Annotated in this window: 29 protein-coding genes and 1 pseudogene; 13 read left to right on the top strand and 17 right to left on the bottom strand. The window is 69.0% G+C overall.

Annotated elements, in window-relative coordinates:
- Nucleotides 1-30 precede the first annotated feature (30 nt).
- From MJQ72_RS15660 to rsgA, 6 genes are all read right to left on the bottom strand, one after another.
- Nucleotides 31-915, bottom strand: coding sequence for an NAD(P)-dependent oxidoreductase (locus MJQ72_RS15660; RefSeq protein WP_240599844.1), 885 nt, complete (start codon nucleotides 913-915; stop codon nucleotides 31-33).
- A 61-nt stretch (nucleotides 916-976) separates the two neighbouring features.
- Nucleotides 977-1,771 carry a hypothetical protein gene (locus tag MJQ72_RS15665; RefSeq protein ID WP_240599845.1) on the bottom strand — a complete coding sequence of 265 codons (795 nt, stop codon included), beginning with the start codon at nucleotides 1,769-1,771 and terminating at the stop codon, nucleotides 977-979.
- Nucleotides 1,772-1,844: 73 nt separating this feature from the next.
- Complete coding sequence (locus MJQ72_RS15670) at nucleotides 1,845-2,525, bottom strand: hypothetical protein (RefSeq protein ID WP_240599846.1); 681 nt, start codon at nucleotides 2,523-2,525, stop codon at nucleotides 1,845-1,847.
- Nucleotides 2,526-2,666: 141 nt separating this feature from the next.
- Nucleotides 2,667-3,542, bottom strand: a complete 876-nt coding sequence (locus MJQ72_RS15675; protein WP_240599847.1) for a hypothetical protein — start codon at nucleotides 3,540-3,542, stop codon at nucleotides 2,667-2,669.
- Nucleotides 3,543-4,445 carry a hypothetical protein gene (locus MJQ72_RS15680; RefSeq protein WP_240599848.1) on the bottom strand — a complete coding sequence of 301 codons (903 nt, stop codon included), beginning with the start codon at nucleotides 4,443-4,445 and terminating at the stop codon, nucleotides 3,543-3,545.
- A gap of 60 nt (nucleotides 4,446-4,505) precedes the next feature.
- Nucleotides 4,506-5,516: a ribosome small subunit-dependent GTPase A gene (gene rsgA / locus MJQ72_RS15685; RefSeq protein WP_240599849.1), complete on the bottom strand. Its 1,011-nt coding sequence runs from the start codon at nucleotides 5,514-5,516 to the stop codon at nucleotides 4,506-4,508.
- Between the two features lie 101 nt (nucleotides 5,517-5,617).
- Here rsgA and MJQ72_RS15690 point away from each other — a divergent pair, with 101 nt between their 5' ends.
- A complete protein-coding gene (locus MJQ72_RS15690; RefSeq protein ID WP_240599850.1) occupies nucleotides 5,618-6,376 on the top strand; it encodes an SOS response-associated peptidase in 759 nt (252 codons plus the stop codon).
- Nucleotides 6,373-6,981 (top strand): alpha/beta family hydrolase, encoded by a 609-nt coding sequence (locus tag MJQ72_RS15695; protein ID WP_240599851.1) that lies wholly within the window; start codon nucleotides 6,373-6,375, stop codon nucleotides 6,979-6,981. Before MJQ72_RS15690 ends, MJQ72_RS15695 begins: the two co-directional genes overlap by 4 nt.
- Here MJQ72_RS15695 and MJQ72_RS15700 read toward each other — a convergent pair.
- Together MJQ72_RS15700 and ybaK are read right to left on the bottom strand one after the other, a co-directional pair.
- Nucleotides 6,931-7,494, bottom strand: coding sequence for a hypothetical protein (locus MJQ72_RS15700; protein ID WP_240599852.1), 564 nt, complete (start codon nucleotides 7,492-7,494; stop codon nucleotides 6,931-6,933). The two genes, MJQ72_RS15695 and MJQ72_RS15700, sit on opposite strands and share 51 nt — an antisense overlap.
- A gap of 314 nt (nucleotides 7,495-7,808) precedes the next feature.
- Nucleotides 7,809-8,285 carry a Cys-tRNA(Pro) deacylase gene (ybaK, locus tag MJQ72_RS15705; protein WP_240599853.1) on the bottom strand — a complete coding sequence of 159 codons (477 nt, stop codon included), beginning with the start codon at nucleotides 8,283-8,285 and terminating at the stop codon, nucleotides 7,809-7,811.
- 190 nt (nucleotides 8,286-8,475) lie between these two features.
- Here ybaK and MJQ72_RS15710 point away from each other — a divergent pair, with 190 nt between their 5' ends.
- Together MJQ72_RS15710 and rsrA are read left to right on the top strand one after the other, a co-directional pair.
- The gene (locus MJQ72_RS15710) at nucleotides 8,476-9,114 is read left to right on the top strand and encodes a sigma-70 family RNA polymerase sigma factor (protein ID WP_026466946.1); all 639 of its coding nucleotides are present in this window, start codon (nucleotides 8,476-8,478) and stop codon (nucleotides 9,112-9,114) included.
- Nucleotides 9,111-9,434, top strand: a complete 324-nt coding sequence (rsrA, locus tag MJQ72_RS15715; RefSeq protein WP_240599854.1) for a mycothiol system anti-sigma-R factor — start codon at nucleotides 9,111-9,113, stop codon at nucleotides 9,432-9,434. The genes MJQ72_RS15710 and rsrA overlap by 4 nt, the downstream gene beginning before the upstream one ends.
- A gap of 66 nt (nucleotides 9,435-9,500) precedes the next feature.
- Here the strand turns inward: rsrA and MJQ72_RS45070 are convergent, their stop codons facing one another.
- Nucleotides 9,501-9,575: a 50S ribosomal protein bL37 gene (locus MJQ72_RS45070; protein ID WP_369299112.1), complete on the bottom strand. Its 75-nt coding sequence runs from the start codon at nucleotides 9,573-9,575 to the stop codon at nucleotides 9,501-9,503.
- A gap of 106 nt (nucleotides 9,576-9,681) precedes the next feature.
- Between MJQ72_RS45070 and MJQ72_RS15720 the strand changes: the two genes are divergently transcribed.
- Entirely contained in the window at nucleotides 9,682-11,202 is a 1,521-nt protein-coding gene (locus MJQ72_RS15720; RefSeq protein ID WP_240599855.1) for a sensor histidine kinase, read from the top strand.
- 318 nt (nucleotides 11,203-11,520) lie between these two features.
- Here MJQ72_RS15720 and MJQ72_RS15725 read toward each other — a convergent pair whose 3' ends face one another.
- Nucleotides 11,521-11,775 (bottom strand): WhiB family transcriptional regulator, encoded by a 255-nt coding sequence (locus tag MJQ72_RS15725; protein ID WP_007028999.1) that lies wholly within the window; start codon nucleotides 11,773-11,775, stop codon nucleotides 11,521-11,523.
- Nucleotides 11,776-12,048: 273 nt separating this feature from the next.
- A complete protein-coding gene (locus MJQ72_RS15730) occupies nucleotides 12,049-12,975 on the bottom strand; it encodes a diacylglycerol kinase family protein (RefSeq protein WP_240599856.1) in 927 nt (308 codons plus the stop codon).
- Between the two features lie 245 nt (nucleotides 12,976-13,220).
- Between MJQ72_RS15730 and MJQ72_RS15735 the strand changes: the two genes are divergently transcribed.
- On the top strand, nucleotides 13,221-13,760 hold the full coding sequence (locus tag MJQ72_RS15735) for a hypothetical protein (protein ID WP_016337065.1): 540 nt from the start codon (nucleotides 13,221-13,223) through the stop codon (nucleotides 13,758-13,760).
- 63 nt (nucleotides 13,761-13,823) lie between these two features.
- Here MJQ72_RS15735 and MJQ72_RS15740 read toward each other — a convergent pair whose 3' ends face one another.
- Together MJQ72_RS15740 and MJQ72_RS15745 are read right to left on the bottom strand one after the other, a co-directional pair.
- On the bottom strand, nucleotides 13,824-14,306 hold the full coding sequence (locus MJQ72_RS15740; RefSeq protein WP_240599857.1) for a GNAT family N-acetyltransferase: 483 nt from the start codon (nucleotides 14,304-14,306) through the stop codon (nucleotides 13,824-13,826).
- Nucleotides 14,306-14,899, bottom strand: a complete 594-nt coding sequence (locus MJQ72_RS15745) for an acid phosphatase (RefSeq protein WP_240599858.1) — start codon at nucleotides 14,897-14,899, stop codon at nucleotides 14,306-14,308. Before MJQ72_RS15745 ends, MJQ72_RS15740 begins: the two co-directional genes overlap by 1 nt.
- A 62-nt stretch (nucleotides 14,900-14,961) precedes the next feature.
- Between MJQ72_RS15745 and MJQ72_RS15750 the strand changes: the two genes are divergently transcribed.
- Nucleotides 14,962-15,432 (top strand): hotdog fold domain-containing protein, encoded by a 471-nt coding sequence (locus MJQ72_RS15750; RefSeq protein ID WP_240599859.1) that lies wholly within the window; start codon nucleotides 14,962-14,964, stop codon nucleotides 15,430-15,432.
- A 299-nt stretch (nucleotides 15,433-15,731) separates the two neighbouring features.
- Here the strand turns inward: MJQ72_RS15750 and MJQ72_RS15755 are convergent, their stop codons facing one another.
- Nucleotides 15,732-16,403, bottom strand: coding sequence for a hypothetical protein (locus tag MJQ72_RS15755; protein WP_240599860.1), 672 nt, complete (start codon nucleotides 16,401-16,403; stop codon nucleotides 15,732-15,734).
- Between the two features lie 167 nt (nucleotides 16,404-16,570).
- On the opposite strand from MJQ72_RS15755, the gene MJQ72_RS15760 reads away from it, so the two are divergent.
- A complete protein-coding gene (locus tag MJQ72_RS15760; RefSeq protein WP_240599861.1) occupies nucleotides 16,571-18,178 on the top strand; it encodes a GMC oxidoreductase in 1,608 nt (535 codons plus the stop codon).
- A 1-nt stretch (nucleotide 18,179) separates the two neighbouring features.
- On the opposite strand, the gene MJQ72_RS15765 is transcribed toward MJQ72_RS15760, so the two are convergent.
- A complete protein-coding gene (locus MJQ72_RS15765) occupies nucleotides 18,180-18,785 on the bottom strand; it encodes a dTDP-4-dehydrorhamnose 3,5-epimerase family protein (RefSeq protein ID WP_240599862.1) in 606 nt (201 codons plus the stop codon).
- Between the two features lie 397 nt (nucleotides 18,786-19,182).
- On the opposite strand from MJQ72_RS15765, the gene MJQ72_RS15770 reads away from it, so the two are divergent.
- Nucleotides 19,183-20,343 carry an NADP-dependent malic enzyme gene (locus tag MJQ72_RS15770; RefSeq protein ID WP_240599863.1) on the top strand — a complete coding sequence of 387 codons (1,161 nt, stop codon included), beginning with the start codon at nucleotides 19,183-19,185 and terminating at the stop codon, nucleotides 20,341-20,343.
- A 96-nt stretch (nucleotides 20,344-20,439) separates the two neighbouring features.
- Here MJQ72_RS15770 and MJQ72_RS15775 read toward each other — a convergent pair whose 3' ends face one another.
- Together MJQ72_RS15775 and MJQ72_RS15780 are read right to left on the bottom strand one after the other, a co-directional pair.
- Entirely contained in the window at nucleotides 20,440-21,138 is a 699-nt protein-coding gene (locus MJQ72_RS15775; protein WP_240599864.1) for a DUF4190 domain-containing protein, read from the bottom strand.
- A 46-nt stretch (nucleotides 21,139-21,184) separates the two neighbouring features.
- Nucleotides 21,185-22,587 (bottom strand): annotated as a pseudogene (locus tag MJQ72_RS15780) (bis-aminopropyl spermidine synthase family protein).
- Nucleotides 22,588-22,678: 91 nt separating this feature from the next.
- Here MJQ72_RS15780 and MJQ72_RS15785 point away from each other — a divergent pair.
- Genes MJQ72_RS15785 through MJQ72_RS15800 form a run of 4 tightly spaced genes read left to right on the top strand, consistent with a single transcriptional unit; the run spans nucleotide 22,679 to nucleotide 26,032 of the window.
- Nucleotides 22,679-23,767: an ABC transporter ATP-binding protein gene (locus tag MJQ72_RS15785; protein WP_240599865.1), complete on the top strand. Its 1,089-nt coding sequence runs from the start codon at nucleotides 22,679-22,681 to the stop codon at nucleotides 23,765-23,767.
- Nucleotides 23,767-24,450 (top strand): ABC transporter permease, encoded by a 684-nt coding sequence (locus MJQ72_RS15790; RefSeq protein ID WP_240599866.1) that lies wholly within the window; start codon nucleotides 23,767-23,769, stop codon nucleotides 24,448-24,450. Before MJQ72_RS15785 ends, MJQ72_RS15790 begins: the two co-directional genes overlap by 1 nt.
- Complete coding sequence (locus tag MJQ72_RS15795) at nucleotides 24,447-25,136, top strand: ABC transporter permease (RefSeq protein ID WP_240599867.1); 690 nt, start codon at nucleotides 24,447-24,449, stop codon at nucleotides 25,134-25,136. Before MJQ72_RS15790 ends, MJQ72_RS15795 begins: the two co-directional genes overlap by 4 nt.
- On the top strand, nucleotides 25,133-26,032 hold the full coding sequence (locus MJQ72_RS15800) for an ABC transporter substrate-binding protein (protein ID WP_240599868.1): 900 nt from the start codon (nucleotides 25,133-25,135) through the stop codon (nucleotides 26,030-26,032). The genes MJQ72_RS15795 and MJQ72_RS15800 overlap by 4 nt, the downstream gene beginning before the upstream one ends.
- The last annotated feature ends 15 nt before the right edge of the window (nucleotides 26,033-26,047 follow it).

A 26,047-nucleotide genomic window follows, 5' to 3' on the forward strand; every position in this document is an offset into this window, starting at 1 on the left:
GCAAGGACCGCATTCAGAGGACGAAACGCGTCAGAACCAGGACGGGCCGGGCACCGGGCGTTCGGGGCGCCAGCCGGTCGCCTCGGTGAGCCGGGACGAGACCACCCGCTGCGAGCGCGCAAGTACCGACATCAGGCCCAGCCGGTTCGCCAGCCACTTCGGCAGCGCGCGCGGCCGCCGGACACCGGCCGCGGCGGCCATCGCCTCGCCGAGTTCCTGCTTCCGCACCGGATCCGCGGCCAGGTTGTAGACGTCGCTCGGCGCCCGCAGCGCCGCGATCGCGCCCGCCGCCGCGTCGGCCGGATGGATCGCCGCGGTCCAGTCGGTCCGGCGGCCGAAGATCAGCGGCGAACCGCGCCGCGCGGCCGCCAGCATCGTCTTGGTCATCGGGTCGTCGCCGACCAGCAGCCCGATCCGCAGCCGGATCGCGGTGCGTCCCTCGTCCACCAGCTCCGCGATGTTCGCGTGCGCCACCGTCGAAGACGCGATGTTGCCGCGCAGCGCGAGAGGCGCGTCCTCGTCCAGCTCCTCGTCGCCGCCGTCGGCGTAGACGAACGAAATCCCTTCCTGCACCACGATTCCCAGCTCGCCGACCCGTCGCACGGCGGCCGCCAGGGTCCGGCTTCCGGTGCTCCGCACGCGGTCGTTCTCGGCCCAGCCGGACAACGTCATCGCCCGCCGCGCGTCCGGGATCCGGGTCGCGACGTTCACCACCGCGTCGTGCCCGCGCAGCGCGACGGCCAGCGCATCGACGTCGAACAGTGAACCCAGCACCGGTTCCGCGCCGGTCGCGCGCACCGCGGCGACCCGGTCGACGTCGCGGGCCAGTCCGCTCACCTCGTGGCCTTCGGCCAGCAGACGCCGCACCAGCGGACGCCCCAGCATCCCGGTCGCCCCGATCACCATCACGCGCATGTTCGCTCCTCGTGTCCCGCCTTCACGAACCGGACGAGACGACTGCGGGAAACGTGACGGATCAGCCCGCCGGGATCTCCCCGATCTCCTCCGGCGGCGGTGCCTGGATGTCGGCCTGCGTGCCCCACTCGCTGTAGCGCGTGACGATCCTGGCGGTCGCGCTGTCCGGAGCGCCCGAAGCGGCGAGGACCGGGGCGAGGTCGAGCACGATCTGCAGCGGCAGGCGCGCGTCGTCGAGCCAGACCTCCATGGGGAGCTTCCCGACCTTCCCCCGCAGCTCGGCGACGGCCTCGGGCGACAAACCGGCGGGCAGGTCGCCGCCCAGCGCGGCCAGGTCGACGTCCAGCCGGTAGTGCTCGGCGGCCACCCCGTCGAGTTCGGCGTGCCCGGAACCGGTGAGCGTGCCCGCCTTCCGCGCCTGGTCGAGCGCGCGGGCGGGGTCGTTCTGCTTCGCCAGCTGGTCGATGCTGCCGCCGGCGACCTGCGAGAACGGGTCGGCGCCGTCGGGGGAGACCCTGACCCAGGGCTTCCCGCCGGGAACGTCTTCACGGGCGGTCTCGGGGACCTTGGCGAAGACGATCTTGTCGACAAGGCGGAGTTCGATCGGCTCGCCGAGGAAGTCCGTGGTCATGGCCAGCGCGGTACCCGTCCCCGCGACCTTGGCCTGTCCCTGGCTCTTCGACCGCATCGTGCCCGCGGTGACGTCGGTGGTGAACTTCGCGGCCTTGCCGTCCATGGCGGACGTCGCTCCGTCGGCGAGCGCGCGGGCGTCGGCGAACGAGACGGCATCGCCGTCACAAGCGCCGAGCAGCGCACCGAGTACGAGCACGACGGTGGACAGGGCCGTTCTCCGCATGAGGACCTGCTTTCGATCGCGGGCACCCAAGCGAAACACAGCCGCGGGCCGAACCCCGATCGGGGGAACGGGCTCAGCGGCTGTCGCCGACCGCCTCGGGCGGCGGCGCGATGATCACCACGTCCGAAGCCCAGCTGTCGTACTTGACCGTGGCCTTGCCCATGCTGACCTGCACCGGACGCTGCTCGGCGTCCAGCCACAACTCGGCGGGCGCGCCGGCGAGATCGAGGACGTACCGCGTGGCGGCCGTGCCGTTCACGTCGCCCTGTTCGGATTTGGTGACCTTGCCCGATTTCGAGATCCGCTCGATCGTGCGAGTCGGATCCATCGTCTCGACGACGTTCGTCATCAGCGCGCCGTTGGCGGCGGAGAGCGAGTCCTTGCCGCCGGCGGTGATCTTGACCCATTCCTTGCCGGTCTTGAGTTCCTGCACCTGGGTGTCCGACAGGTGGTAGTAGAGGACGCCGTCGGCGTAGATCAGGTCCCGTTTCTCGCCCGCGACCTCGGCGACCATGGAGAACTTGCTGTTCGGCCCCTCATAGAGCCCGGAACTGGTGACCACGACCTTGCGGCCGTCGTCCGCGGTGGTCTCGAGCGCGATCTTGGACGAACGGGCCTTCTGTGTGCCCGCGGCGGCGACCGAGGCCAGCTGCGCCACGTCGGTCACCGGTGGTGCCGCCGGTTTCTCTTCCCCGGAACAGCCGCTCAGCAGCAGGAGGGCGGTACAGACGGCGGCGAATCCGGTGGCACGCATGGGACTCCCTCGGGTGAATGGTCTGTACCACCACCGTAGTGCCTGTCGCGTGAATTTCCACCGTCCGAATGTCTGGGTACGTGAAGGCCCCCTTCATTGCGTCTAGCGCAATGAAGGGGGCCTTCACGTACTTGCGGGAGACTAGCCGCCCGCCTGCCGGATCATGGCGGCGTAGTCGCCCACCTCGGCGGCCGGCGGCGCAGTGACGTCCACCGGCGTACCCCAGTCGCTGTAGGTGTAGGTCGACTTCGCCTCGCCGGTCTGCGACCCTCCCGCCGACTGCATGAACGAGGTCATGTCCATGGTCATCTTCAGCGGCAGCTGCTCGGCGTTGAGCCAGAGCTCGGCGGGGATCCGCAGATCCTTGCCCGCGAACCGCTTCTCGACCTCCGCCCGCTGATCGGCGGGGAGGTCTTCGCCGAGGAACAAGTCGATCTGCTTCTTGGCGTCGAATTCGACGAAGTAATGGTTCACCGGGACGCCGTCCAGCTGGGTCTGTTCCGACCTGACGACACGGCCGGTCTTTTCGACCAGCTCCAGCTGTTTCGCCGGGTCGCTCATCTCGAAGGACCTCAGCATGGCCTTCCCCACGGCCTTCGCCTGGGGATCCTCGCTGTTCAGCGGGATCTTCCCCCAGACCTTGTCCGTTTTGAGCCGGGCCTTCTCCTCCGCGGGCAGTTTGACGAACACGGTCTGGTCGACCAGGCGCATCCCGACCGTTTCACCGTCGACGGTCATATTCGCCTCGAGCCTCGAAGCGGGACCGTCGTAGAACGCCTTCACCGTCCCAGTGACCGCTTTGGTCCCGAGCATGCTGTCGACGATCGTCGTGGAGGATTTCGCCTTCCGAGTTCCCTGCTTGGCGGCCTCGACGAGGCCGAACGCGTCGGTGAACGGGTTGGCCAGCGCGAGCTCGCCGCCCTTGTTCTCGGCCGTCGCGTCCGGGCGGGTGCCGCAGCCCGTGACCACGAGGGTCAGGGCCGCGGCCACCGCGGCGAACTTGAGAGTGGCACGCATCTACCGGCCGCCGGCCTTCTTCATGATCTCCGCCAGGTCGCCTACCTGAGCGGCGGGCGGGGCGGTGACCTCCACCGGGCTGCCCCAGTCGGTGTACTTGACCGTGGTCTTGGCGACGCCGTCACCGGGGACGCCCATGGCCTTCATGAACGCGGTCTGGTCCGAGACGACCTGCACCGGCAGCTGGTCGGCGTTGAGCCACAGCTCGGTGGGGATGGTGATGTTCTTGCCCTTCAGCTTCGCGTCGAGCTGCTTCTGGACGTCCGCCGGGAACGGGACGCCCACCTCGCCCGCGATGAGGGCGATGGCCTTCTCGACCTCGATCTCGACGACGTAGTGGTTGGTGAGCTCACCGTTCAGCTCGACCTGGTCCGACTTCGTGATCTTGCCTGCCTTCGAGACCTGCTCGAGAGTGCGCGACGGGTCGCTGTCCTTGATGGCCTTCGACATGATCTTGCCGAGCATCTGCGAGAGGGGGTCCTGGCCGTCGGCGGAGATCTTCACGTACGACTTGTCGGTCTTCATCTCGGCCTGGTCGGACGCGTCGAGCTTGAAGTACAGCGCGTTGTCGACGAAGACCGCTTCCAGCTTCTTGCCGTCGCTGTCCATGGTCATCGAGAACTTGGTGTTCTCGCCGTCGTACAGGCCCTGCCCGGTCATCGATTGCTTCTCGGTGCCGGCGACGGACTCCATCGTCACCTTGGACGACTTGGCCTTCTTGGTGCTCTCGCGGGTCAGTGCCGCGAGCTGGATCGGGTCGCCGAGCGGCGACGCGAGCAGGCTCTTCTGCTCGGAAGGAGCAGGAGCGGGAGCAGCCGCACCGGACTGCTTCTCGCCACCGCAGGCGGACAGCGCCAGGACGGCGGCCGTGGTGATGGCGGCGAGTGTGGTTACGCGCTTCAAAAGGACCCCTCAGAAAAGTTGATCTAATCCGAACGGGGTATCGCGCGAGGGCGGATTTAGTTACCGGTCGTCGTCGTGACCGGCTCGGGAGCCCAGAAGACGGCGCAATGAGTCCAGTCGCTCGTGACTGGCATCACCCTCGGTGACCACGTCGTCGAGGGCGCAGTCCGGGTCCGAAGGCGGCCCGAGGTGACCGCAGCCGGAAGGGCATTCTTCGGCGGCCGCGGCGAATTCCTCGAACGCGAGCACGATGTCGTCGGCGGTGACGTGCGCCAGCCCGAACGAGCGGACGCCGGGGGTGTCGACCACCCAGCCGCCGCCGGGCAGGGGGAGCGCGACCGCCGCGACGGACGTGTGCCTGCCCTTGCCGACCGCGCTGACCACACCGGTCGCCAGCCCGGCGTCGGGCACCAGCCGGTTGACCAAAGTGGACTTGCCGACCCCGGAATGCCCGACCAGCGCGGTGACCCGGCCCTTGAGCCTGCCGGTCAGTTCCTCCGGATGCTCGTCGTGCCGGGTGACCACGGCCGGGATGTCGAGGCCCGCGTAGCCGGCGAGGAGTTCGTCCGGGCTGGCGAGGTCGGCCTTCGTCAGGCAGAGGACCGGTTCGAGACCGCCCGCGTAACAGGCGACGAGACACCGGTCGATGAATCCGGTGCGCGGCGGGGGATCGGCCAGCGCGGTCACGATCAGCAGCTGTTCGGCGTTGGCGACCACCACTCGCTCGAACGGGTCGGTGTCGTCCGCCGTCCGGCGCAGCACACTGGAGCGTTCGTCCACCCGGATGATGCGGGCGAGGGTGTCCGGTTTGCCACTGACGTCGCCGACGATGCCGACGGTGTCGCCGACGACGACCGGCACCCGGCCCAGCTCACGGGCCCGCATCGCGGTGACGACGCGATCCGGATCGGAGTCGATCGCGCAGGTCCAGCGGCCGCGATCCTTGCCGATGACCATCGCCGTGGAGGCGTCCGCGTGCTCGGGGCGGCGTTTGCTGCGCGGCCTGGTGCCCTTGCCGGGACGGATCCGCACGTCGGATTCGTCCAGCCTGCGCCAGTCCTTGCCCGCCAAACCGCCTCCTGCTCTTCGAACACCGCGGAACAATGATCCCATGCTGCTCGCCATCGTCTGGCCGGCGTGTAACGATGGCTCTCGATTAGGGAGGTTTTCGCATGTGCGGGCGTTATGCCGCCACCAAGGACCCGGCGGCGCTGATCGACGAGTTCGCCGCGGTGGACCTGACCGAAGGCCGGATCCGGACCGATCACAACGTGGCGCCGACCAAGGACGTGCCCACCGTCGTGCAGCGGCATCCGCGCGACGCCGACGGCGCGGTGCTCGAAGACGAGCCCGCCGTCCGGTCGCTGCGCATGATGCGCTGGGGCCTGGTCCCGTTCTGGGCGAAGGACCCGGGCGTCGGTTCGAAGATGATCAACACGCGCGCCGAGACGGCCAAGGAGAAGCCGTCCTTCAAGAAGGCGGTCTCGGCGAGGCGTTGCCTGGTCCCCGCCGACGGCTGGTACGAGTGGCGGCGTGACGGCAAGGAGAAGCAGCCCTTCTTCATGACCGGGCCAGGTGACGGATCGCTCGCGTTCGCCGGGATCTGGGAGACCTGGCGGCCGAAGGACGACAAGGACGCCGATCCGCTGATCACCTTCTCCGTGATCACCACGGACTCGGTCGGCAGGCTCACCGACATCCACCACCGCATGCCGCTGCTGATGCCGCGCGAGAAGTGGGACACCTGGCTCGACCCCGACCGGCCCGACGTCACCGAACTGCTCGTCCCGCCGCCGGTGGACCTGGTCGACACGATCGAGCTGCGGCCGGTGTCCAGCCTGGTCAACAACGTCCGCAACAACGGCCCGCAGTTGCTGGACCGCGTCGAACCCGCCGCCGACAGCGCGCTCTTCGAACTGCCGAACTCATGACGAAGCTGGAGATCGACACCGCCTACGGCCCCGCGCGGGCCGAGCTGCACTGCGCCGAGGAAGGGATCGCGGTCCTGATGCTCGGCCACGGCGCGGGCGGCGGGATCGGCGCGAAGGACCTGGTCGCGGTCACCCGCGCGGCGCAGGCGGCCGGTGTCCACGTCGCGCTCGTCGAGCAGCCGTACCGGGTGGCGGGCCGTCGTGCGCCGGCCCCCGCCACCCAGCTCGACACCGCCTGGCTCACCGTCGTGGACGAGATCTCCGAGCGCTTCGACGACCTCCCGATCGTGTTCGGGGGCCGGTCGTCCGGGGCCCGCGTCGCCTGCCGGACCGCCGCGGCGGGGCAGGCGGTGGCGGTGCTCTGCCTGGCCTTCCCCGAGCATCCGCCGGGAAAGCCGGAGAAGTCGCGGCAGGCCGAATTGGACGCCGTCGAGGTCCCGACCCTGGTGGTGCAGGGCGAACGTGACCCGTTCGGCCTGCCCAAGGCGGGGCCGCATCACGAGATCGTGGTGCTCCAGGGAGATCACAACCTCAGCGCCGATCTCGAAGGCGTGTCACGCGCGGCCGCCGAGTGGCTGGAGCGTGTGCTGCGGCCGCTCACCTGAGAACCGCCGCCGGGCGTAGTGCACGGTGACCGCGGCCAGCAGCGGGCCCCAGAGCAGGAGCGGCGCGTAACAGGCCGCCATGACGATGTCGTAGACCGGCGAGTCCTCTCTGGTCCCCGGAGGCACCGAAGACCCGGCCTGTGCCCAGCGGAACAGCCACTGGGCGCTGAGCGCGATCAGGGCGATCGCCCCCGCGGCGGCGGGGAGGATCGCCGCGAGCGGCGGGATCCGGCGGCCACGCAGCCCCGGGATCCAGCGCGGCCACACCTCACCCCACGGCCGGACCAGCCCGAGGGTGAGGAACGCGAGCGCTTCGGAGAGCAGGCTCAGGCCGAAGACGTAGACCGTGCCCCAGCCGGGGATCCCGAACTCGGCCAGGCCCCGCGCGGTGAACCCGACCGGGAGGCCGAGTCCCATCGCGATCCGCCACAGCCCGGACGGCACCGTCACCAGCGCCGCCGCGTGGGCGGCGAGGTTCGCCCATCTCGGTACGCCGGGCAAGGTCTCGGTCATTTCGTCGCTCCCGGGAGTCGTCTTTCGCTTGCCGATGACGATTCCCGGGCGCGGCCGCGTGATCTTCCCGCTGCGGACCGACTCCACTCCCTCGCGAGGGTGAGTCCCTTCTCCCGCGATCGGGCGGTTTCGCGTGATCAGACGGACGTCACACGTGATCGGACGGACGTCACCTGTGTCCAGGCGGACGACACGCGGCGGACCGGCCGCAGGCGCGTGTCGTCCGTCCAGTCACGCGTGTCGTCCGTCTGATCACGTGTGCCGTCCCGGCGGTCACGCGACCTACCGCATTCAGAGGACGAAACGCGGGAAGATCAGCCCGCGATGGGGGCGACCACGGCACCGGTGAGCCGCACCAGATCGCCGGGCGCGAGTTCGACCTCCAGCCCCCGCCTGCCTGCCGAGCAGTGCACGGTTTCGAACTTCTCCGCCGACGAGTCGACCACCACCGGAAGCCTGCTCCGGTGCCCGAGCGGCGAGATCCCGCCGAGCACGTATCCCGTCGCACGCTGCGCGGCGGCGGGGTCGGCCATCTTCGCCTTCTTCCCGCCCGCGGCGGCCGCCAGCGCCTTCAGATCCAGCTGGCCGGTGACCGGGACCACACCGACGGTCAGTTTCCCGTCGACCTCGGCGACGAGTGTCTTGAACACGCGCGCGGGGTCGAGCCCCAGCGCTTCGACGGCTTCGAGGCCGTACGACTCGGCCCGCGGATCGTGGTCGTAGGCGTGCAGAACATGCGCCACCTTCTGCTTCGCCAGCAGCGCCGTCGCCGGGGTTCCCTTGCCTGCCATGGGCGGAGTCTACGAGCGTGCCGGGAATGCCCGGCCGGGCCTCACTGTTGGAAGGCACGTGTCCACCACACTCGAAGCTCCCCGAATCCTGATCCCGCGCACGCCGGGCGGCCAGGTGATCCGTCCGCGCGTAAACTCGTCGGCGTCTCATGCGCACAAGCGCATCGACGCCGATCGGGAAGGGAACGGTTTGCCGAGCACGCAGAATCCCGCGCCGGACACGGGCACGGACGCCGAAGAGGCGGCCGCGCGGGCCGAGCGCTTCGAGCGGGACGCGATGCCCCTGCTCGACCAGCTGTACTCGGCCGCCATGCGGATGACCCGGAATCCCGCCGATGCCGAGGACCTCGTCCAGGAGACGTACCTGAAGGCGTACGCGGCCTTCGCGTCCTTCAAGGCGGGCACGAACCTCAAGGCGTGGATGTACCGCATCCTCACCAACACCTACATCAACGGCTATCGCAAGCGTCAGCGCCAGCCGGTGCAGCAGCCCACCGAGGAGATCACCGACTGGCAGATCGCCAAGGCGGAGAGCCACACCTCCAGCGGGCTGCGCTCGGCCGAGGTCGAGGCGATGGACAACCTGCCCGACGCCGACGTCAAGGAAGCGCTGCAGAAGCTGCCCGAGGAGTTCCGCCTCGCGGTCTACCTCGCCGATGTCGAAGGTTTCGCGTACAAGGAGATCGCCGAGATCATGGACACGCCCATCGGCACCGTGATGTCCCGGCTGCACCGCGGCCGCGCCCAGCTCCGCGACCTGCTCGCCGACGTCGCGCGTGAGCGCGGCTTCATCCGCGCGGGCAAACAGCAGGAGGTGGCGGGGCGATGAACGAGGACTACTGCGCCGGAGCGGACGACAAGGTCAGGTGCGAGGAAGCCCTCGCCGACATCTACCTGCTGCTGGACAAGGAGTGCAGCGCCGAGCGCGACGCCGCCCTGCGCAAGCACATCGAGGACTGCCCGCCGTGCCTCGAGGAATACGGCATCGACGAGCACATCAAGCAGCTGCTCGCCCGCAAATGCGGTGGCGACCACGCGCCGGACGACCTCAAGTCCCGGCTGCGGGCCTCGATCCGCCAGACCGTGCAGGCCAAGGGCTCGATCACCATCGAGCGCACCGAGGTCAAGATCGAGCAGACGTTCGAGTAGTGCCCAAGGACACACGAAGGCCCCCGTACCGGATCGGTGCGGGGGCCTTCGTCGTCTGATCGATGATCAGGAGTTGGGCTTCTTGCCGTGGTTCGCGCCGTTCTTCTTACGGTCGCGACGCTTGCGGGCGCGCTTCGACATGTTTCACTCCTCGTCCGAGTGGCCCGCGCGGGGTGATACGACACCGCTGGGCCAGGGTCAACCTCTCCAGTGTGTCATGCGGCCCTCACCCTGCTTGGATGGGGACGTGTCCACCCTTTCCGATCTGCTCGCGGAGAACACCGGCCTGTCCGGTCAAGCCGCGGACCATCTCCAGACCGTGGTCGCCGAATGGCAGCTGCTCGCCGACCTGTCCTTCGCCGACTTCCTGCTCTGGGTCGCCGTCTCGGAGGAGCTGCAGCCCGACGGCGGCGACTACGTGTGTGTCGCGCACGCGCGCCCGACGACGGCGCCGACGGCCCATCCGGAGGACGTCGTCGGCTCCCGGTTCACCGAGGACGAGCATCCGCAGCTGGCCAAGGCGAGCCGCGAGGTGCGGATCTGCCGCGAAGAGGACCCGCATTGGTACCGCGACCTGCCGATGCGGCGCGAGGCCATCCCGGTGGTGTTCGGCGGCACGGTGATCGCCGTCCTCAGCCGCGAGACCAACCTGGCCGCTTCGCGGGTGCCGAGCCCGCTCGAGATCGCCTATCTCGGCAGCGCGGGCGACCTGTGCCAGATGATCGTCGACGGCACCTTCCCCAGCCCGGGGAACCAGACGGACACGCACACCAGTCCGCGGGTCGGCGACGGTCTCATCCGCCTCGACCCGACCGGCACCGTGGTCTTCGCCAGCCCGAACGGGTTGTCGGCCTATCACCGGATGGGGCACGAATCCGACCTCGTCGGCCAGCGTCTCGCGCCGTTGACCAGGTCGCTCATCCGCGACCCGTTCGACGCGACCGAGGTGTCGCACCGGATCATCGAGGCGCTCGACGGCAAGCCCAGCAGCCGGACGGAAGCGGACTCGCGGCGCGGCGCCGTCGTGCTGTTCCGTGCGCTGCCGCTGCGGCCCGCCGGGCAGCCCGCGGGCGCGCTGGTGCTGGTGCGCGACGTCACCGAGGTGAAGCGCCGTGACCGTGCCCTCCTGTCGAAGGACGCGACCATCCGCGAGATCCATCACCGGGTGAAGAACAACCTGCAGACCGTCGCCGCGTTGCTGCGGCTCCAGTCGCGCCGCACGTCCAGCGAGGAGGCGCGGCTCGCGCTCGGCGAATCCGTGCGCCGGGTCTCGTCGATCGCGATGGTGCACGAGGCGCTGTCCATCTCGGTGGACGAACGGGTCGATCTCGACAAGCTGCTCGACAACGTCCTCCCGATGGTCGGCGAGGTCGCGACCGCCGAATCGCAGGTCGGGCTTTCGCGCACGGGCTCGTTCGGTGTCGTCGTCGCCGAGATCGCGACGCCGTTGGTGATGGTGCTGGCCGAGCTGGTCCAGAACGCCATCGAGCACGCCTTCCCCGACGGACGGCCGGGCAAGGTCGAACTCGAGGTGGAGCGCTCGGCGCGCTGGCTCGACGTCGTCATCCGCGACAACGGGCGCGGGCTGCCGTCGGGGTTCTCGCTGGAACGCAGCGACGGCCTCGGGCTCCAGATCGTGCGGACCCTCGTGGAGTCGGAACTGCGCGGATCGCTGTCGATCCGGGGACTGCGCGGGGATTCCGAAGAAGGCGCCCGCCGGGTGGGCACCGAAGCGGCGTTGCGGATCCCGCTGTCCCGACGTCTGTGAATTCCGGTCTCACGGGGTCTGGAGTGGACTGTCCCTTTTGATCGTCCTCAAAGGACAGTCCCACCCGGACACGTTTTAGGGCCGGCGCCCGAAGAGAAGTGGCGCCGGCCCTGTAACGGTTCCGCGGGAGGACTTGGGAAAAGTCCGCTGAAGCCGTACCCCCGTGGGGGCGTGTCGGCCTCGCTTGTTAAGCTCAAGTCGGGTACGTGTCACCTCGCAGCGCACGGCCATACGGCCACTGCGCCGCGGGAGTTTCCCGAAGCTTGGGGTCTTGCTCAGTTGTGAGTAATGCGATGAAGCGTGCTGAGTCCGAAAGACTCAGGCGGAGGTACGCGTGCCGATGTGCGTACGACGGCGCTTCAGGGCCCGTCGCTCGTCCTCGCTCATCCCGCCCCAGACGCCTGCGTCCTGCCCGCTGGCCAATGCCCAGGCCAAGCAGTCGGAAGCGACGGTGCAGCGGTGGCACACGGCCTTCGCCTGCGCTACCTGCGACAGAGCAGGACCGCTGGTTCCCACGGGGAAGAACAGCTCGGGGTCCTCGTCTCGGCAGGCCGCGTCGTGGCGCCAGTCCATGTTTCTGAGCTCCTTCATAACGGCGCGGTACTCCGCGCCATAGTCGTCATGGCGGTCGTTTTTTTGGGTGCTTGTGAATGCTTTCACGAAGCACCCGTTTCGACAAGGGTTTTCTGAAGATCGGTGAGTCAGCTCACCCGGCCGAGCGACGCTTCTGACCTGCGGTTTCGTTCCGAAACGGCCTTCCGATGGGAAGGCCGATGCGGTGAGCGGAGGTTCTGCGTCGATGAGCGGCAGTTCGTACTTTGCCGCAGGCGATCAGCGGTCCGGTCGTCAGACGATTACCGTCAGTGCTTCCGGGACGCTGAAGAACTCCACCCTCTTCCGCTGGCCGACGAGGTCGCCGTCCACCTGGAAGTTTACCGGTTCAGCAGCGTCTATGCGGATCATCGGCAGGTCATCGTGACGAAGGAGACGTCGCCCGCGTTGATCGCTCTTAGTGAGCAATGCCTGCCGTACATGCTTGAACACGGTGGGCAATCCCAGACCGCTCAACGCGAAAAGGCCCAGTCCGGTGTCGAACGAGCTGTCCGGGTTCAGATGGACGGGGCGGTCGCCCAGGTAGCTCCACGGATCGGTGTTCGACACGAAAGCGGTCAGCACTTCGGTGGGCTCTTCACCCGGGATGCGGACCGTGAGGGGCGGACGGCCGAGCGGCGGCCGCAGATGCGACGCGACCGCGGCCCTCAGGTAGAGCCCCGCGGTGGTCTGCTTTCCCCGGCGCTTGGCCACGCGGCCGACGACGTCGGCGTCCCAGCCCATGCCGGCGTTGAAGGTGAACCAGTGGCCGTCGGCGATCCCGAGGCCGACTTTGCGGCTTCGGTCGTTCTCGATGGCGTTGAGGAGCTGATGGGTGGCTTCCACGGGATCGTGCGCGATCCCGAGCGCGCGGGCGAAGACGTTCGCCGAGCCGCCCGGTACGACGCCGAGCATGGGGACGTCGCCGACCCGCGCCGGATCGCCGTCGGAGTCCGCGAGGAGACCGTTGACGACCTCGTTGACCGTGCCGTCGCCGCCGTGGGCGACCACCAGGTCGATCCCGTCGCGGGCGGCGGAACGCGCCACGGCCATCGCGTGGCCGCGGTAGTCGGTCTCCACCACGTCGAGTTTGACCTGGCTGGCCAGTGCGTGCGCCAGCACGTCACGGCCACCGGCGGTGGTCGAGGTGGCCTGGGGATTCACGACGAGGATGGCACGCACATACCGCAGGGTAAGCCCCTTCGGCCCGAAGAGGGGAGCGTCAGGTGACGCGAAGCTCAGTGGCCCGTGCGTCCTCGAAGCAGCACCGTATGACCCCTGTGGCGGGCGTTCCTCCTCATCGCCGGCGGCTCTCGCGCGTCGTGACAAGTGCACCCGGGCCGACCGCCCGCTCATCGACGACACTTCCAATTCTTCCCATGCGGCGGCGAGGGGAAACCGGCCGACCGGGTGGCATACGATCGAAAGTGCTCACGTACGGTGACCCGCCCTGGTGGGGCGCCGTGTCCGGAAGCCTGGAAGGCTGTTTCGCCGTGTCCATCGCCGACAAGCTCTCGCCCGCGCCCCGTGAAGTCCGCCTCGCCGGCGCCGTCACCGCGCTGCCGGGGCTCGCCCTGATCGTGTTCGCGATCCTGCTCCTGGTCAACGGCCGGGCCGGACCGGAGAACCTCCTGGCCGAAGTCGCCTACTACCTCGTCCTCGCCGCCGGGACGCTGGCCTGCGCGGCCGGGCTGATGATGGGGAAGACGTGGGCGAGGTCGCCCGGCGTGGTCGTCGCGCTGATCCTGGTGGGCGTCGGCTGGTACGGCGCGGGCCCGTCCGGGCAGCCGTTGTGGGGAGTGCCGCTGGGGCTGGTCGGTGTCGCCGTCATCGTGCTGCTGTTCCGCCGCCCTTCGCGCGCGTGGGCGCTCGGGATGCAGGAAGGCGAGACCGAAGAGGAAGCCGCCGAGCGGGACGGTGCCGCGGGTCGCGCGGCGCGCCGCGAACGCGAAGAGCGCGACTCCTGACTCCGCACTCGCGTGCTTGAAGGCGTAACTCGCGAGATACGCCTTCAAGCACGCGAGTTACACCTAGATCTGGGCGGCGAGCGCCTTCAGGGGTTCGTCGGTGAGGCGGTCGACGGTCCATTCGTCCATCGGCACCGCGCCGAGTGACTTGTAGAACCCCTGCGCCGGGTTCCAGTTGAGCACCGACCATTCGAGCCGGGCGTAGCCGCGCTCGACGCAGACCGCCGCGAGGGTGGCCAGTAGCGCCTTGCCGAGGCCGGAGCCGCGCTGTTCGGGGCGGACGTAGAGGTCCTCCAGGTAGATGCCGTGCACGCCGCGCCAGGTGGAGAAGTTGAGGAACCAGAGCGCGTAGCCGACGATCTCGCCGCCGACCTCGGCGACGTGCCCGAACAGGGCCGGCGCCTCGCCGAACAGCGCGGCGCGCAGCTGCTCGGGCGTGAGGTGGCACTCGTCCGGGGCGCGCTCGAACTCGGCGAGGTCGTAGACGAGCCGGACGACGGCGTCGACGTCTTCTTCGCGGATACGCCGGATTCGGTCGTCGGCCACTAGTCCTCCGTCGTGGGGAGCAGGTTGAGGTGTTCGATCTGCGGCTCGCCGCGTTCGTCGCCGAGTACCGCGACGCCGGCCGGGTCGAGTCCGAAGTGGACGCCCGCCGTCGACGGGAGGCCGATCCAGCGCGCGACCAGGACGCGGCTGAAATGCCCGTGGCCGACCAGGATCACGTCACCTTCGCCGAGCGGTTCGCGGACGCGTTCGATCAGCTTGTCCGCGCGGGCGTTGACGTCTTCCGCGCTCTCACCGCCGGGAATCGGGTGCGACCAGACCGTCCATCCCGGAACGGTCTCCCGGATCACCGGGGTGGTGATGCCCTCGTAGTCGCCGTAGTCCCATTCGGACAGTTCTTCGGTGACCTCGTCGACGCGCAGGCCGGCCAGCTCGGCCGTGCGCAACGCCCGGGTGCGGGGGCTGGAGAGGACCAGCGCCGGGCTGCCGCCGAGAACGGCGCGCAGGGTGCCGCCCGCCGCGCGGGCCTGCCCCTCGCCGGCGGCCGTGAGCGGGATGTCGGTGCGTCCGGTGTGCCGTCCGTTGACGGACCACTCGGTCTGACCATGCCGGAGGAGGAAGAGCCGATGTGCCACGTTGCGAATATAGCCTGCCGTCCGGTTATGCTACTGGTGAGTAACATGATGAGGAGACCGTGATGGCGCAGAATCCGACCTACGCGATGTGGAACCGGCTGGCGGGCAAACCGGTCGGCAAACAGCTGTTCTCGGCGGCGATGTGCCTGCGTGTGCCGTACTTCCGGACGGTGCTCCCGTCGGTGCGCGACCTGGGTCCCGGCCGGTGCGAGGTGACGGCCCCGAAGTGGTGGGGTGTTTACAACCACATCAAGACCTTTCACGCGATCGCGGCCTGCAACCTCGCCGAGATCGCGATGGGCATGCTCGCCGAGGCGACCGTGCCGACGACGCATCGGTGGCTGCCGAAGGGCATGACGGTCGCGTACGTGGCGAAGGCAGAGACGAGCCTGCGTGCCGTCGCCGAGCTGCCGGAGCTGCCGGAATTCGGCGACGAGGGCTTCGAGCTGCCCGTGCCGGTGACGATCACGGACACGAACGGGAAGCCCGTCGTGACCGCGACCATCACCATCTGGGTGACCAAGAAGAAGTAGGCACCTTCGCGCCCGGTCCCCTCGAATGCCTTCGCGTGACTGTGTGGACGACACACGTGATCCGGCGGACGACACACGTGTCCAGACGGACGACTCGCGGCGGACCTCGGCCGTGCGGGAGTCGGCCGTTCGATCACGCGTGTCGTCCATCCAGTCACGAGAGGCGTCCGTCCGGTCACGCGTGCCGGCCGTCCGCGCACCGGCGGTGGGCACCCAGCGCGCGCTTCTCTCGCGTTTAGTCCTCTGGATGCGGTCCTTGCGCGTGCAACTACCGCATTCAGAGGGCGAAACGCGGGTGGTCAGAGGGGCTTGAACTGCACGTAAGTGGCCATTTTGAAGGTGTTCCGCCCGCTCGCCGACGGGAGGCCGAGCAGCTCGTCGGCCACTCGCGCCAGCGGGCCGCAGCCGGTCGTGCGCGGCAGGGCGAGCTGCGAGTCGACGACGCCGAACCGCACCGTCGCCGGCTTCTTGGAGATCACCTCGAACGGGACCGCGGGGTCGTCCTCGACCACCGAGTGCAGCGGCGCGCCGAGGGTGCCGATCGTGCATTCCTTGGGCAGCAAGGGATGCCGCAGGGAGGCGTAGAGGTCCAGCTCGCCGCGGCGCTCGTCGTTCGACTGGAAGTCCGAGTAGCCGCCGTACTTCAGCTGCAAGGTCGCGCCGAAAGTGTCGCGGATCCGGGCCGGAGCGTGCCGCAGTTCCCCGAACACCTGCGCGTATTTCCCGTCCACTTTGCCTTCGGAGAACGTCAGCCGCATCTCCCCGAGCGGGATCTCGCGATCGCCGATGGTCAGGGCTCCTTGGGCGACAAAGGCTTCGCAACGCCATGTGCCGGGGTCGGCGTCGGCGGGCGGAGCGGGGCAGGCGGAGAAGTCGAAGTCGGGCAACGCCGCCGCGGAGGCTTGGGCGGGGAAGGCGAAGAGGGCGGCTGCGGACAGTGCGGCCGCGGTCGCGGCGAGAAGACGTCTCATGCCTCGAAAGAGTGGTCTGTGCCGGTTTGGGCCACATCGGGGAAGCCACCCAAGGGACCCCTGAATCGCCACGTTCGAGTGAAAATAAACGGTGTTTACCCAGCTGACGCGAATCGGCTTCGGATTCGCTCTTGAAGGCGGCTCGAACAGCGGGCGATCATCGGCCCATGTCCCCACTGTCGCGCCGCAAGTTCCTCGGGTACACCGCGCTCAACTCCGCCGCCGCTCTCGGGCTGACCACGATTTCCACCGCACAGGCCGAAGAAACGTCCCCGGGTTTCTCGACGGCCGTGGTCATCGGCACCGGCTACGGCGCCGCGGTCACCGCGCTCCGCCTGGGCGAGGCGGGGATTCCCACGGTCATGCTCGAAATGGGCAAACTGTGGGCCGACCCCGGGCCGGACGGCAAGGTCTTCTGCGACATGCTCCGGCCGGACCGCCGCGCCGCGTGGTTCAAGAACCGCACGCAGGCCCCGCTCGCGTCGTTTCTCTGGATGGACCTGGCGAACCGGGACATCGGCCGGTACCCCGGCGTCCTCGACCGGGTGAGCCACGGCGACATGTCCGTCTACGTCGGACGCGGCGTCGGCGGCGGTTCGCTGGTCAACGGCGCGATGGCCGTGACACCGAAGCGGTCGTACTTCGAGGAGATCCTGCCCGCCGTCGACGCGGACGAGATGTACGGGAAGTATTTCCCGCGGGCCAACCAGGCCCTCGGCGTGAACCACATCGACCCGCACTGGTTCGAAACCTGCCGTTCCTACCGCTACGCGAGGGTGTCCCGGAAGGCCGCGACGCGCGCGGGCCTCAAGACGGTTTTCGTGCCCAGCGTTTACGACTTCGAGTACATGAAACGGGAAGAAGCGGGCACGGTGCCGAGGTCGGCGCTCGCGTCCGAGGTCATCTACGGCAACAACCACGGCAAACGGTCCCTCGACAAGACCTACCTCGCGGCCGCGCTGGGCACCGGGAAGGTGACCATCAAGACGCTGCACGAGGTCCGCGGGATCACTCGGCAGACCGACGGCACGTACGTCCTCACCGTGCACGAGACCTCCGAAGACGGCGCGATCGTGGCGAGGAAGCAGCTCGGCGCGAAATACCTGTTCCTCGGCGCCGGCAGCCTCGGTTCGACGGAGCTGCTCGTGCGGGCGCGGGAAACCGGGACGCTGCCCGAACTCGGCGACGCGGTCGGCCGCGGCTGGGGCACCAACGGCAACGTGATGCTGGGCCGCGCCAACCACGCGTGGGATCTCGGCGGATCGCTGCAGTCGGGTATGCCCGCGCTCGGCATCGACGCGTGGGACGACCCGGTGAACCCGGTGTTCGCCGAGGTCGCGCCGGTGCCCGCCGGGGTCGAGACCTGGCTGAGCCTGTACCTGGCGATCACGAAGAACTCCGAGCGCGGCCATTTCACCTACGACGCCGCGAGCGACTCCGCGCGGCTCCACTGGCGCGCTTCGCAGGGGAAGCCGTCGATCGACGCGGCGAAGTCGTTGTTCGACAAGGTCAACCGGGCGAATCGCACGATCTACCGCAGCGACCTGTTCGGGGACACACGGTCGTTCGAGAACCGGTTCACCTATCACCCGCTGGGTGGTTTGGTGCTGGGCGAGGCCACCGACTCGTACGGCCGCGTGAAGGGCTACCGGAACCTCTACGTGACCGACGGATCGCTGATCCCGGGAAGTACCGGCGTGAACCCCTTCGTCACGATCACCGCGCTGGCGGAACGGAACGTGGAACGGGTGCTGGCCGAAGACGTGGCGCGCTAGCTCAGTTCGCGGCGCGCAGCTTCTCGTAGTACGCCACACAGTCGTCGTACCGCGGCAGCAGTCCCTGCTCCAACGCCTCTTTCAGGTAGGGCGCAGCGGTGTCCTTTTCGGACACGACGGGTTCGATGTCCTGGGGCCAGGGCAGCGCGAGATCCGTGTCCATCGGGTTGACGCCGTGTTCGCCCGCCGGGTTGTACGGCTCGGAGCAGAGGTACGCCATGACCGTCTCGTCTTCGAGCGCCATGAAGGCGTGGCCAAGGCCTTCGGCGATGTAGACCGCTTTGTACTCGGTGCTGTCGAGCACGACGGACGCCCATTCGCCGAAGGTGGGCGAGCCGACCCGGAGGTCCACGATGACGTCCAGCAGCGAACCGCTCGGGCAGTACACGTATTTCGCCTGCCCTGGCGGGGTGTCCGCGAAGTGCACGCCGCGGATGGACCCGCGGCGCGAGACGCTGGTGTTGGTCTGCCCGAGACGCAGCCGGTGCCCGACCGCTTCGACGAACGCTTCTTCCTGGAACGGCGCGACGAACAGGCCGCGGTGATCGGGGAAAGTCCGCGGGGTGAACTCGAAACAATCGGGGATGCCGAGGCGCCTGGCTTGCATGTCCCCAATGCTAACGAGCCCTTCCCAAACCGGATGGACGTCTTGCGAAACCTCCTTTGAACTGCGGAAAACCGGGCCGGTTTGTGACATCAACCGCACCAGAGGGGCACACTGGTCCGCACGCCTGTCACAATGATCGGACCGCTGCGTCCGCGGCCGTCGCCACACCCACGGCACCGATGGCCGATTGGACGCTTCGCCGACAGGCCGGCGCTACCGCGCTGGGCTGCCGTGTCGGAGGACGAGTTACCCCAGGTGGCCGGGCCATGCCCAATTTTGGCCTGCTCACCGGCCAGTTCCCCCGCTCGCAGTCCCAGGAGAAATTCCAATGACCTTCGCTCGAATCGAGACTTCGCCGTCCTTAGACACGGCGGAAGCAATGACGGGAACCACCACGATGACCACGCCAGTGACGGACACCGAGATCTTCGAGGGGCATGAGGGCGGCAAGCTCTCCGTGGCCGCCACGCGACCGATCTCCTCGCCCCGTGACCTCTCGGTCGCGTACACGCCTGGGGTGGCGAAGGTGAGCCGGGCGATCGCCGAGGACGCGGCCAAGGCGAAGCGGTACACGTGGGCGGACAGGCTGGTCGTGGTGGTCAGCGACGGTACGGCGGTGCTCGGCCTCGGTGACATCGGCGCGAGCGCTTCGCTGCCGGTCATGGAGGGCAAGTCGGTCCTGTTCAAGACCTTCGGCGGGCTCGACTCGATCCCGCTGGTGCTGGACACCACCGACGTCGACGAGATCATCGAGACCCTGGTCCGGCTGCGCCCGTCGTTCGGCGCGGTGAACCTGGAGGACATCTCGGCGCCGCGCTGCTTCGAGCTGGAGGACCGCCTCAAGGAGGCCCTCGACTGCCCGGTCATGCACGACGACCAGCACGGGACGGCGATCGTCACGCTGGCCGCGCTGCGCGGGGCGAACCAGGTCCTCGGTAAGGACATCTCCGGCCAGCGCGTGGTCGTCTCGGGAGCCGGCGCGGCGGGTGTGGCCTGCGCCAGGATCCTGCAGAACGCCGGCGTCGCGGACGTCACCGTGCTCGACTCGCGCGGCATCATCCACTCCGGTCGCGAGGGCCTGAACCCGATCAAGCAGAAGCTCGCCGAGACCACGAACACGGCCGGTCTGCGCGGCGGCCTCGGCGAGGCGCTGAAGGGCGCCGACGTCTTCCTCGGCCTGTCCGGGGCGACCATCGACGAGACCCTGCTGGCCGGGATGGCCGACGACGCGATCGTGTTCGCGCTGTCCAACCCCGACCCGGAGGTGCACCCGGTCGCGGCGTCGCGGTACGCCAAGATCGTGGCGACCGGGCGCAGCGACTTCCCGAACCAGATCAACAACGTGCTGGCGTTCCCCGGCGTCTTCCGCGGCGCGCTCGACTCCGGCGCGCGGGCGATCACGGAGAACATGAAGCTGGCCGCGGCCGACGCGATCTTCGCGGTCGCGCAGGACGACCTCGGCCCGGACCGGATCGTCCCGAGCCCGCTGGACCCGCGCGTCGCGCCCGAGGTGGCCGCCGCGGTCGCGAAGGCCGCGGAGGCCGACGGCGTGGTGTGACGGTCCCGTTCACGCTCGCTCAAGCGCTATGAGAGGTCCTTTCCTTGCGAATTTCGCACGGAAAGGACCTCTCACAGCGTTCGGGGGTCGCGCACGTCAGCCGGTCGGGACAGCGAGGTCCGCACCGGGGACGAGGACGGAACCGGTCAGCTCCGAACCGGGCGAGTGGAGCGTGCAGAAGACGGTGCGCACGCCGTGCTTCCACTCGTCGCGCCCCGGCTTCCAGGTGACCAGGTCGGTGTAGACACCCTCCGCGTTGAGCCGCGGACTGTCCACGTTCTTCGCCATGATCCGCTGGCAGTGCGTCAAGGCCTCCGCTTTCAGTTCCCCGCCGCTGGGCCAGGGGCCGTCCGCCGCAGTGAAAGCCCCGATCACCTCGGTGCTGTGCGCGCGGTCGCACGTGGTGAGTTCGACGCTGGTGTAAGTACCCGTGACCGCGGGCTGCTGGAAGCAATCGCCCGGCTTCAACGTGCAGACGTTGGCGTGCCCGGACGGCGGCGTCGCGCAACTCGCGCCCGTCGGGCTCGCCGTGTAGCGGTCCGGGTCCCCCATGGTGTTCCCGAGCAGGGCGACCCAGCCGATGGCCCAGAACCCGGCGGCCACGAGGCCACCGATCGCCAGGCCCCGGCCCTGCTGCTTTCCCGGGCCGGTCTGGGTGAGCGCGATGATGCCCAGGATGATCGCGGGCAGCAGCGGCAGCGCCAGGCAACCGGCCAAGCCCAGTACGAGCGTGGCGATCGCGAGACCGCTGGTCTTGGGGCGTTGCGGGTAGGCGAACCCGTACGGCTGGTTCATGGGACCGAACCTAGGAGCGGCTCATGACGTTCCGATGACACGCGCCTCAGGCGAGCAGTTCCGCCAGCCGGTGCCGCGGCAGGTCGATCAGCCGTGCGTCCGTCAGCTCCGGCGGAACGTCCAGCGAGACGTTCGCCAGCCGGGCGTGCGCCCTGGTCAGCAGCTCATCCTGGTGCTCGACGGCGTCCGCGACGACGACGGCGTGCCGGTTGTCCGGGGCGCTCCGCAGCAACCGCAGCTTGTACTTCGCCCCGACCAGCCGGTTCAGCGCGCCCTGCGCCTCGGCGTTCGTCAGATCGGGATGCGAGTTCGGGACCAGCAGCGCCAGCCGCCGCGCGTTGGTGCCCAGCAGGGTCCGCAGCAGCCACGGGCCGGGGTCGGCCGAGAGGTCCATCGCGACCGCGTCGCCTTCCGGCCCGGAAACGGACCAGTCCACCGGCCGTGACTCCAAGGCCAGCCCGCCCTCGGTGGCGATCTCGTGCAGCTTCTCCAGCAGCGACGGCTTGGCCGCGCCGGCGGACTCCACCGACTGCGGGCCGTGCGTGTAGATCGCGGCCTTCCCCTTGCCGCCGCGGTTCTTCTTCGACTTCGCGGTCGGCTGGCAGACGTAGAGGTCCGCCGCGCTCCCGATCGCCTGCGCGCCGAAGTACCGGTTGAAGCCGGGCAGGATCGCTTCGAAGGTCAGCCCGAGCGTCGCGAGTGCCCGCTGCACCTGCGCGCCCAGCGCGGGGTGGCGGGGCTGTAGCCGTAGGCGAGCAGCAACCGGCCGTCCGAGGGTTCGGCGAGCGCCTGAACGCCGCGCGCCGCGAACAGGCCCATTCCTTCGGGGGTGTAAGGCGGATCACTGAACACGAGGTCCATCCGCCCGGTCACCGAGGGCGGCAGGCCGACGCGCAGATCCGTGTGCAGCGTGCGGACGGACCGCTCACTGAGTTCGTCGATGTAGGAGAGCACGCGATCGTCGAGATCGACGACGGTGAGGTCCGCGTCCGGCCGCAACGCGCGCACGGCCAGGGAAGTGAGGTCGTGGTCGCCGAGGAACAGCAGCTTTGCTGTGCCGAGGTCGTAGCGCTCGTCCAGCCACAGCGCCCGGTTCAGCACCGTCTCCGGCGTCGCCTGCACGTGATCGAGCGCGGCCAGCGGCGCGGGCACGTTCTCGACGTAGCTGGTGATGGTCTTCAGCAGGTCGGGATCGGATTTCCGGTCCCGTGCCCCGAAGTGCGCGTACTTCTCGCGGGCGGCGGGGGCGAGCCGCAAGCGGGACTCGTTCCGCTCGAGGTCGTCGCCGAGAGCGTTCAGGACGTCTTCGACACTCCGGCGCGGCGCGGTGCTGACGCGGACCAGCTCGCCGAGGTCACGCCAATCCGTCCGGAGCAGGGAAATCACCTGATGGAGCGGTCGCACGTGGACACCGTGCGCCGCGAGGACGTCATCGACGGAGGAACTCACAGGCAGCAGCCTAGTGACCCGCCTCCTGGGACACCGTGCCAACAGGCAGGATCTGGGCTACGGTTTTTCGACCAGACATGGGGAGAGACACGTGACTATCGAGTTCCGTGGCGTGACCAAGCGGTATCCGGACGGGACGGTCGCGGTCGACGACCTGAACCTCACCGTGGAGGACGGCACCATCACCGTCTTCGTCGGGCCGTCCGGCTGCGGCAAGACCACGTCGCTGCGGATGATCAACCGGATGGTCGAGCCGACTTCGGGCACGGTGCTGCTCGACGGCAAGGACGTCAGCGACGGCGACCCGGCGTTGCTGCGCCGCGGCATCGGTTACGTCATCCAGCACGCCGGCCTCTTTCCACACAGGACGGTCCTGGACAACGTCGCCACCGTGCCGCTGCTGTCCGGCTGGGACAAGGGCAAGGCGCGCAAACGCGCGGCGGAACTGCTCGAGACCGTCGGTCTGCCCGCGGAACTCGGCAAGCGGTACCCGGCCCAGCTTTCCGGCGGCCAGCAGCAGCGCGTCGGCGTCGCGCGGGCGCTCGCGGCGGATTCGCCGGTGCTGCTGATGGACGAGCCGTTCTCCGCCGTCGACCCGATCGTCCGCGAGGAACTGCAGGACGAACTGCTGCGCCTGCAGTCGCAGCTGGGCAAGACGATCGTGTTCGTCACCCACGACATCGACGAGGCCGTGCGGCTCGGCGACAAGATCGCGGTGCTCCGCGTCGGCGGGGTGCTCGCGCAGTACGGCACGCCGTCGGAGGTGCTGCGGCATCCCGTCGACGATTTCGTCGCGTCGTTCGTCGGCAAGGACCGCGGCTACCGCGGGCTCTCCTTCCTTTCGGCGGAAGGGATCGTCGTCGAAGAGGTCAAGCGGGTCGAGGTCGGCAAGCCCGCCCCCGGCCCGTCCGACGACTGGCAGGTCGCGGTCAACGCCGAAGGGCAGCCGCGCGGCTGGCTGCGGCCGGGGTCCACTGTGGACGGAGAGCTCGCGGAGACCGATCTCGTCGCCGGCGGTTCGCTGTACCTCCAGGGTTCGCCGATCCGGGGCGCGCTCGACGCGGCGCTTTCGTCGCCCGCGAGCCTCGGTGTCGTGGTGGACGCCGACCAAAAGGTCCTCGGCGTGGTCAGAGCCCAGCAAGTCCTCGAGGTGATCGAAACGCCGTCGCTGAGTTCCTGATGGGGGACTTCTTCGCGGAGCTCGGCCGCTACCTGGGCAGCGCCAACAACAGGTCGCAGTTCTTCGGCGACCTGCTCGACCACGTCTATCTCTCGCTGGTCCCGCTGGCGCTGGGCCTGGTGATCGCGGTGCTGGCGGGCTGGCTGGGCCACCGGTTCGCCGCGGTGCGTTCCGTGCTGCTGGTGGTGGCGAACCTGCTGTACACGATCCCGTCGCTCGCCTTGTTCGTGGTGATCCCGGGCATCATCGGCTCGAAGATCCTCGACAGCGTCAACGTCATCGTGGCGCTCACGATCTACACCGCGGCCCTGCTCGTGCGCCCGGTGCTGGACGCGCTCGACGCCGTCCCGCCGCACGTCGTCGCCGCGGCCACGGCGATCGGCTACAAACCCGCGCGCCGGTTCCTCACCGTGGAGCTGCCGCTTTCGGTGCCGGTGCTCGCGGCGGGCGTCCGGGTGGCCTCGGTCAGCAACATCAGCCTGGTCAGCGTCGGCGCGCTGATCGGCACCGGCGGGCTCGGCGTGCTGTTCACCGACGGCTTCCAGCGCGAGTACTTCTCGCCGATCGTCGTCGGGATCGTCGCGACCCTGCTGCTCGCGCTGATCGTGGATCTGGTGCTGGTCCAGCTGCGCAATGTCCTCACACCCTGGGACCGGGTGGCGACCACGGCGGGGGCGAAATGATCGGCGACGTGCTGAACTGGTTCGGCGACCCGGCCCACTGGCAGGGCCCCGACGGCGTCCCCGCCCGGCTGCTGCAGCATCTCGGCTACACGGCGCTGGCGCTGGTCTTCGCGCTGATCATCGCGATCCCGCTCGGCCTCTACGTCGGGCACACCGGTCGCGGCGCGGTGCTGCTGGTGAGCGGCGGCAACGCGATCCGCGCGCTGCCGACGCTGGGGCTGGTGACCTTCCTGTTCCTGCTCTTCACCGAAAGCGAGCTCTCGACGATCATCGGCCTCGTGGTGCTCGCCATCCCGCCGATCCTCGCCGGGACGTACGCGGGCCTGCAGGCGACCGATCACGGCGTGGTCGACGCGGCGCAGGGCATCGGAATGACCGGCTGGCAACGGTTGTGGAAGGTGGAGGTGCCGATCTCGCTGCCGCTGGTGCTCGGCGGGGTGCGGAACTCGGTGCTGCAGCTGGTGGCGACGGCCGCCGTGGCCGCCTACGTCGGGCTCGGCGGGCTCGGCCGGTTCCTGCTCGACGGACTGGCCATTTTGGACTATCCGCAGGTGGTCGCGGGCGCCTTGCTGACGACGTTGCTGGCCGTCGTGCTGGACCTCGCGCTGGCGGGCGTCCAGCGGGTGCTGGTGCCCAAGGGAGTTCGGCTGGCGCAGGCCGCGAGCGGGAAGAAGGCGAAGGTATGAGGCGGAGGGTGGCGGCGCTGTTCGCCGGGATCGCCTTGCTGACGGCGAGCTGTGGCAACCCGCTCGCCGGGGGAGCCGAGGGCGGTGCGTCCGGCGACATCATCATCGGCGCGTCCGATGTCGGGGAAAGCCTTCTGCTGGCCCAGATCTACGCGGGCGCGCTGCGCAACGCGGGCGCGGAGAACGTGACCGTGCGCCCGCCGGTCGGCAGCCGCGAGGTCGTCGTCAAGGCACTGCAGGACAAATCGCTTTCGGTGGTGCCGGACTACAGCGGGAACCTGTTGCGCTACTTCGACAAGGACACGCAGGCGACCACGCCTCAGGACGTCTACGCGCAGCTGAAACAGAAGTTGCCGCAGGGATTCGAAGTCCTCGAACAGGCGCCGGCGGAGGACAAGGACCTGCTGGTGGTGCGCAAGGAACTCGCCGATTCCGGTATCCGGACCTTCTCCGATCTCGGCAAGCGGTGCAAGGAACTCGTGTTCGGCGGCCCCGGGCAATGGAGCAGCCGCTGGAAGGACAAGATCAAGTCGCTCTACGGCTGCGAGTTCGCCGAGATCCGCACGACCGACACCGGCGGCCCGGTCACGGTCGCGGCGCTGAAATCCGGCGACATCCAGGTCGCCGATCTGTTCAGCACGTCGTCGTCGATCGCCGCCAACGGGTTCGTGCCGCTGGTGGACGACAAGAACATGTTCCCCGCACAGAACATCGTGCCGCTCGCGGCGAAGGGGACGTTGTCACCGAAGGAGGTCGACGCGCTGAACCGGGTTTCGGCGGCGCTCACGACCGACCAGCTGACCGAGCTGAACGTCCAGTTCAGCGAAGAGAAACGCAACCCGCTCGACGTCGCCGAGGAGTTCCTGCGCCGGAACAACCTCCTCGCGCCCGCCTGACCCTCCATGCGTTTC

Source organism: Amycolatopsis sp. EV170708-02-1 (assembly GCF_022479115.1).
GTDB lineage: Bacteria > Actinomycetota > Actinomycetes > Mycobacteriales > Pseudonocardiaceae > Amycolatopsis.

Excerpts from the sequence above, each read along its gene's own strand:
- MJQ72_RS15665 (WP_240599845.1), bottom strand. The coding sequence starts at position 1,771 with ATGCGGAGAACGGCCCTGTCCACCGTCGTGCTCGTACTCGGTGCGCTG.
- MJQ72_RS15775 (WP_240599864.1), bottom strand. The coding sequence starts at position 21,138 with ATGAACCAGCCGTACGGGTTCGCCTACCCGCAACGCCCCAAGACCAGC.
- MJQ72_RS15795 (WP_240599867.1), top strand. The coding sequence starts at position 24,447 with ATGATCGGCGACGTGCTGAACTGGTTCGGCGACCCGGCCCACTGGCAG.
- MJQ72_RS15670 (WP_240599846.1), bottom strand. The coding sequence starts at position 2,525 with ATGCGTGCCACCGGATTCGCCGCCGTCTGTACCGCCCTCCTGCTGCTG.
- MJQ72_RS15695 (WP_240599851.1), top strand. The coding sequence starts at position 6,373 with ATGACGAAGCTGGAGATCGACACCGCCTACGGCCCCGCGCGGGCCGAG.
- MJQ72_RS15725 (WP_007028999.1), bottom strand. The coding sequence starts at position 11,775 with ATGGACTGGCGCCACGACGCGGCCTGCCGAGACGAGGACCCCGAGCTG.
- MJQ72_RS15660 (WP_240599844.1), bottom strand. The coding sequence starts at position 915 with ATGCGCGTGATGGTGATCGGGGCGACCGGGATGCTGGGGCGTCCGCTG.
- MJQ72_RS15790 (WP_240599866.1), top strand. The coding sequence starts at position 23,767 with ATGGGGGACTTCTTCGCGGAGCTCGGCCGCTACCTGGGCAGCGCCAAC.
- MJQ72_RS15765 (WP_240599862.1), bottom strand. The coding sequence starts at position 18,785 with ATGCAAGCCAGGCGCCTCGGCATCCCCGATTGTTTCGAGTTCACCCCG.
- rsrA (WP_240599854.1), top strand. The coding sequence starts at position 9,111 with ATGAACGAGGACTACTGCGCCGGAGCGGACGACAAGGTCAGGTGCGAG.
- MJQ72_RS15750 (WP_240599859.1), top strand. The coding sequence starts at position 14,962 with ATGGCGCAGAATCCGACCTACGCGATGTGGAACCGGCTGGCGGGCAAA.
- MJQ72_RS15690 (WP_240599850.1), top strand. The coding sequence starts at position 5,618 with ATGTGCGGGCGTTATGCCGCCACCAAGGACCCGGCGGCGCTGATCGAC.
- MJQ72_RS15755 (WP_240599860.1), bottom strand. The coding sequence starts at position 16,403 with ATGAGACGTCTTCTCGCCGCGACCGCGGCCGCACTGTCCGCAGCCGCC.
- MJQ72_RS15760 (WP_240599861.1), top strand. The coding sequence starts at position 16,571 with ATGTCCCCACTGTCGCGCCGCAAGTTCCTCGGGTACACCGCGCTCAAC.
- MJQ72_RS15675 (WP_240599847.1), bottom strand. The coding sequence starts at position 3,542 with ATGCGTGCCACTCTCAAGTTCGCCGCGGTGGCCGCGGCCCTGACCCTC.
- MJQ72_RS15700 (WP_240599852.1), bottom strand. The coding sequence starts at position 7,494 with ATGACCGAGACCTTGCCCGGCGTACCGAGATGGGCGAACCTCGCCGCC.
- MJQ72_RS15770 (WP_240599863.1), top strand. The coding sequence starts at position 19,183 with ATGACCACGCCAGTGACGGACACCGAGATCTTCGAGGGGCATGAGGGC.
- MJQ72_RS15800 (WP_240599868.1), top strand. The coding sequence starts at position 25,133 with ATGAGGCGGAGGGTGGCGGCGCTGTTCGCCGGGATCGCCTTGCTGACG.
- ybaK (WP_240599853.1), bottom strand. The coding sequence starts at position 8,285 with ATGGCAGGCAAGGGAACCCCGGCGACGGCGCTGCTGGCGAAGCAGAAG.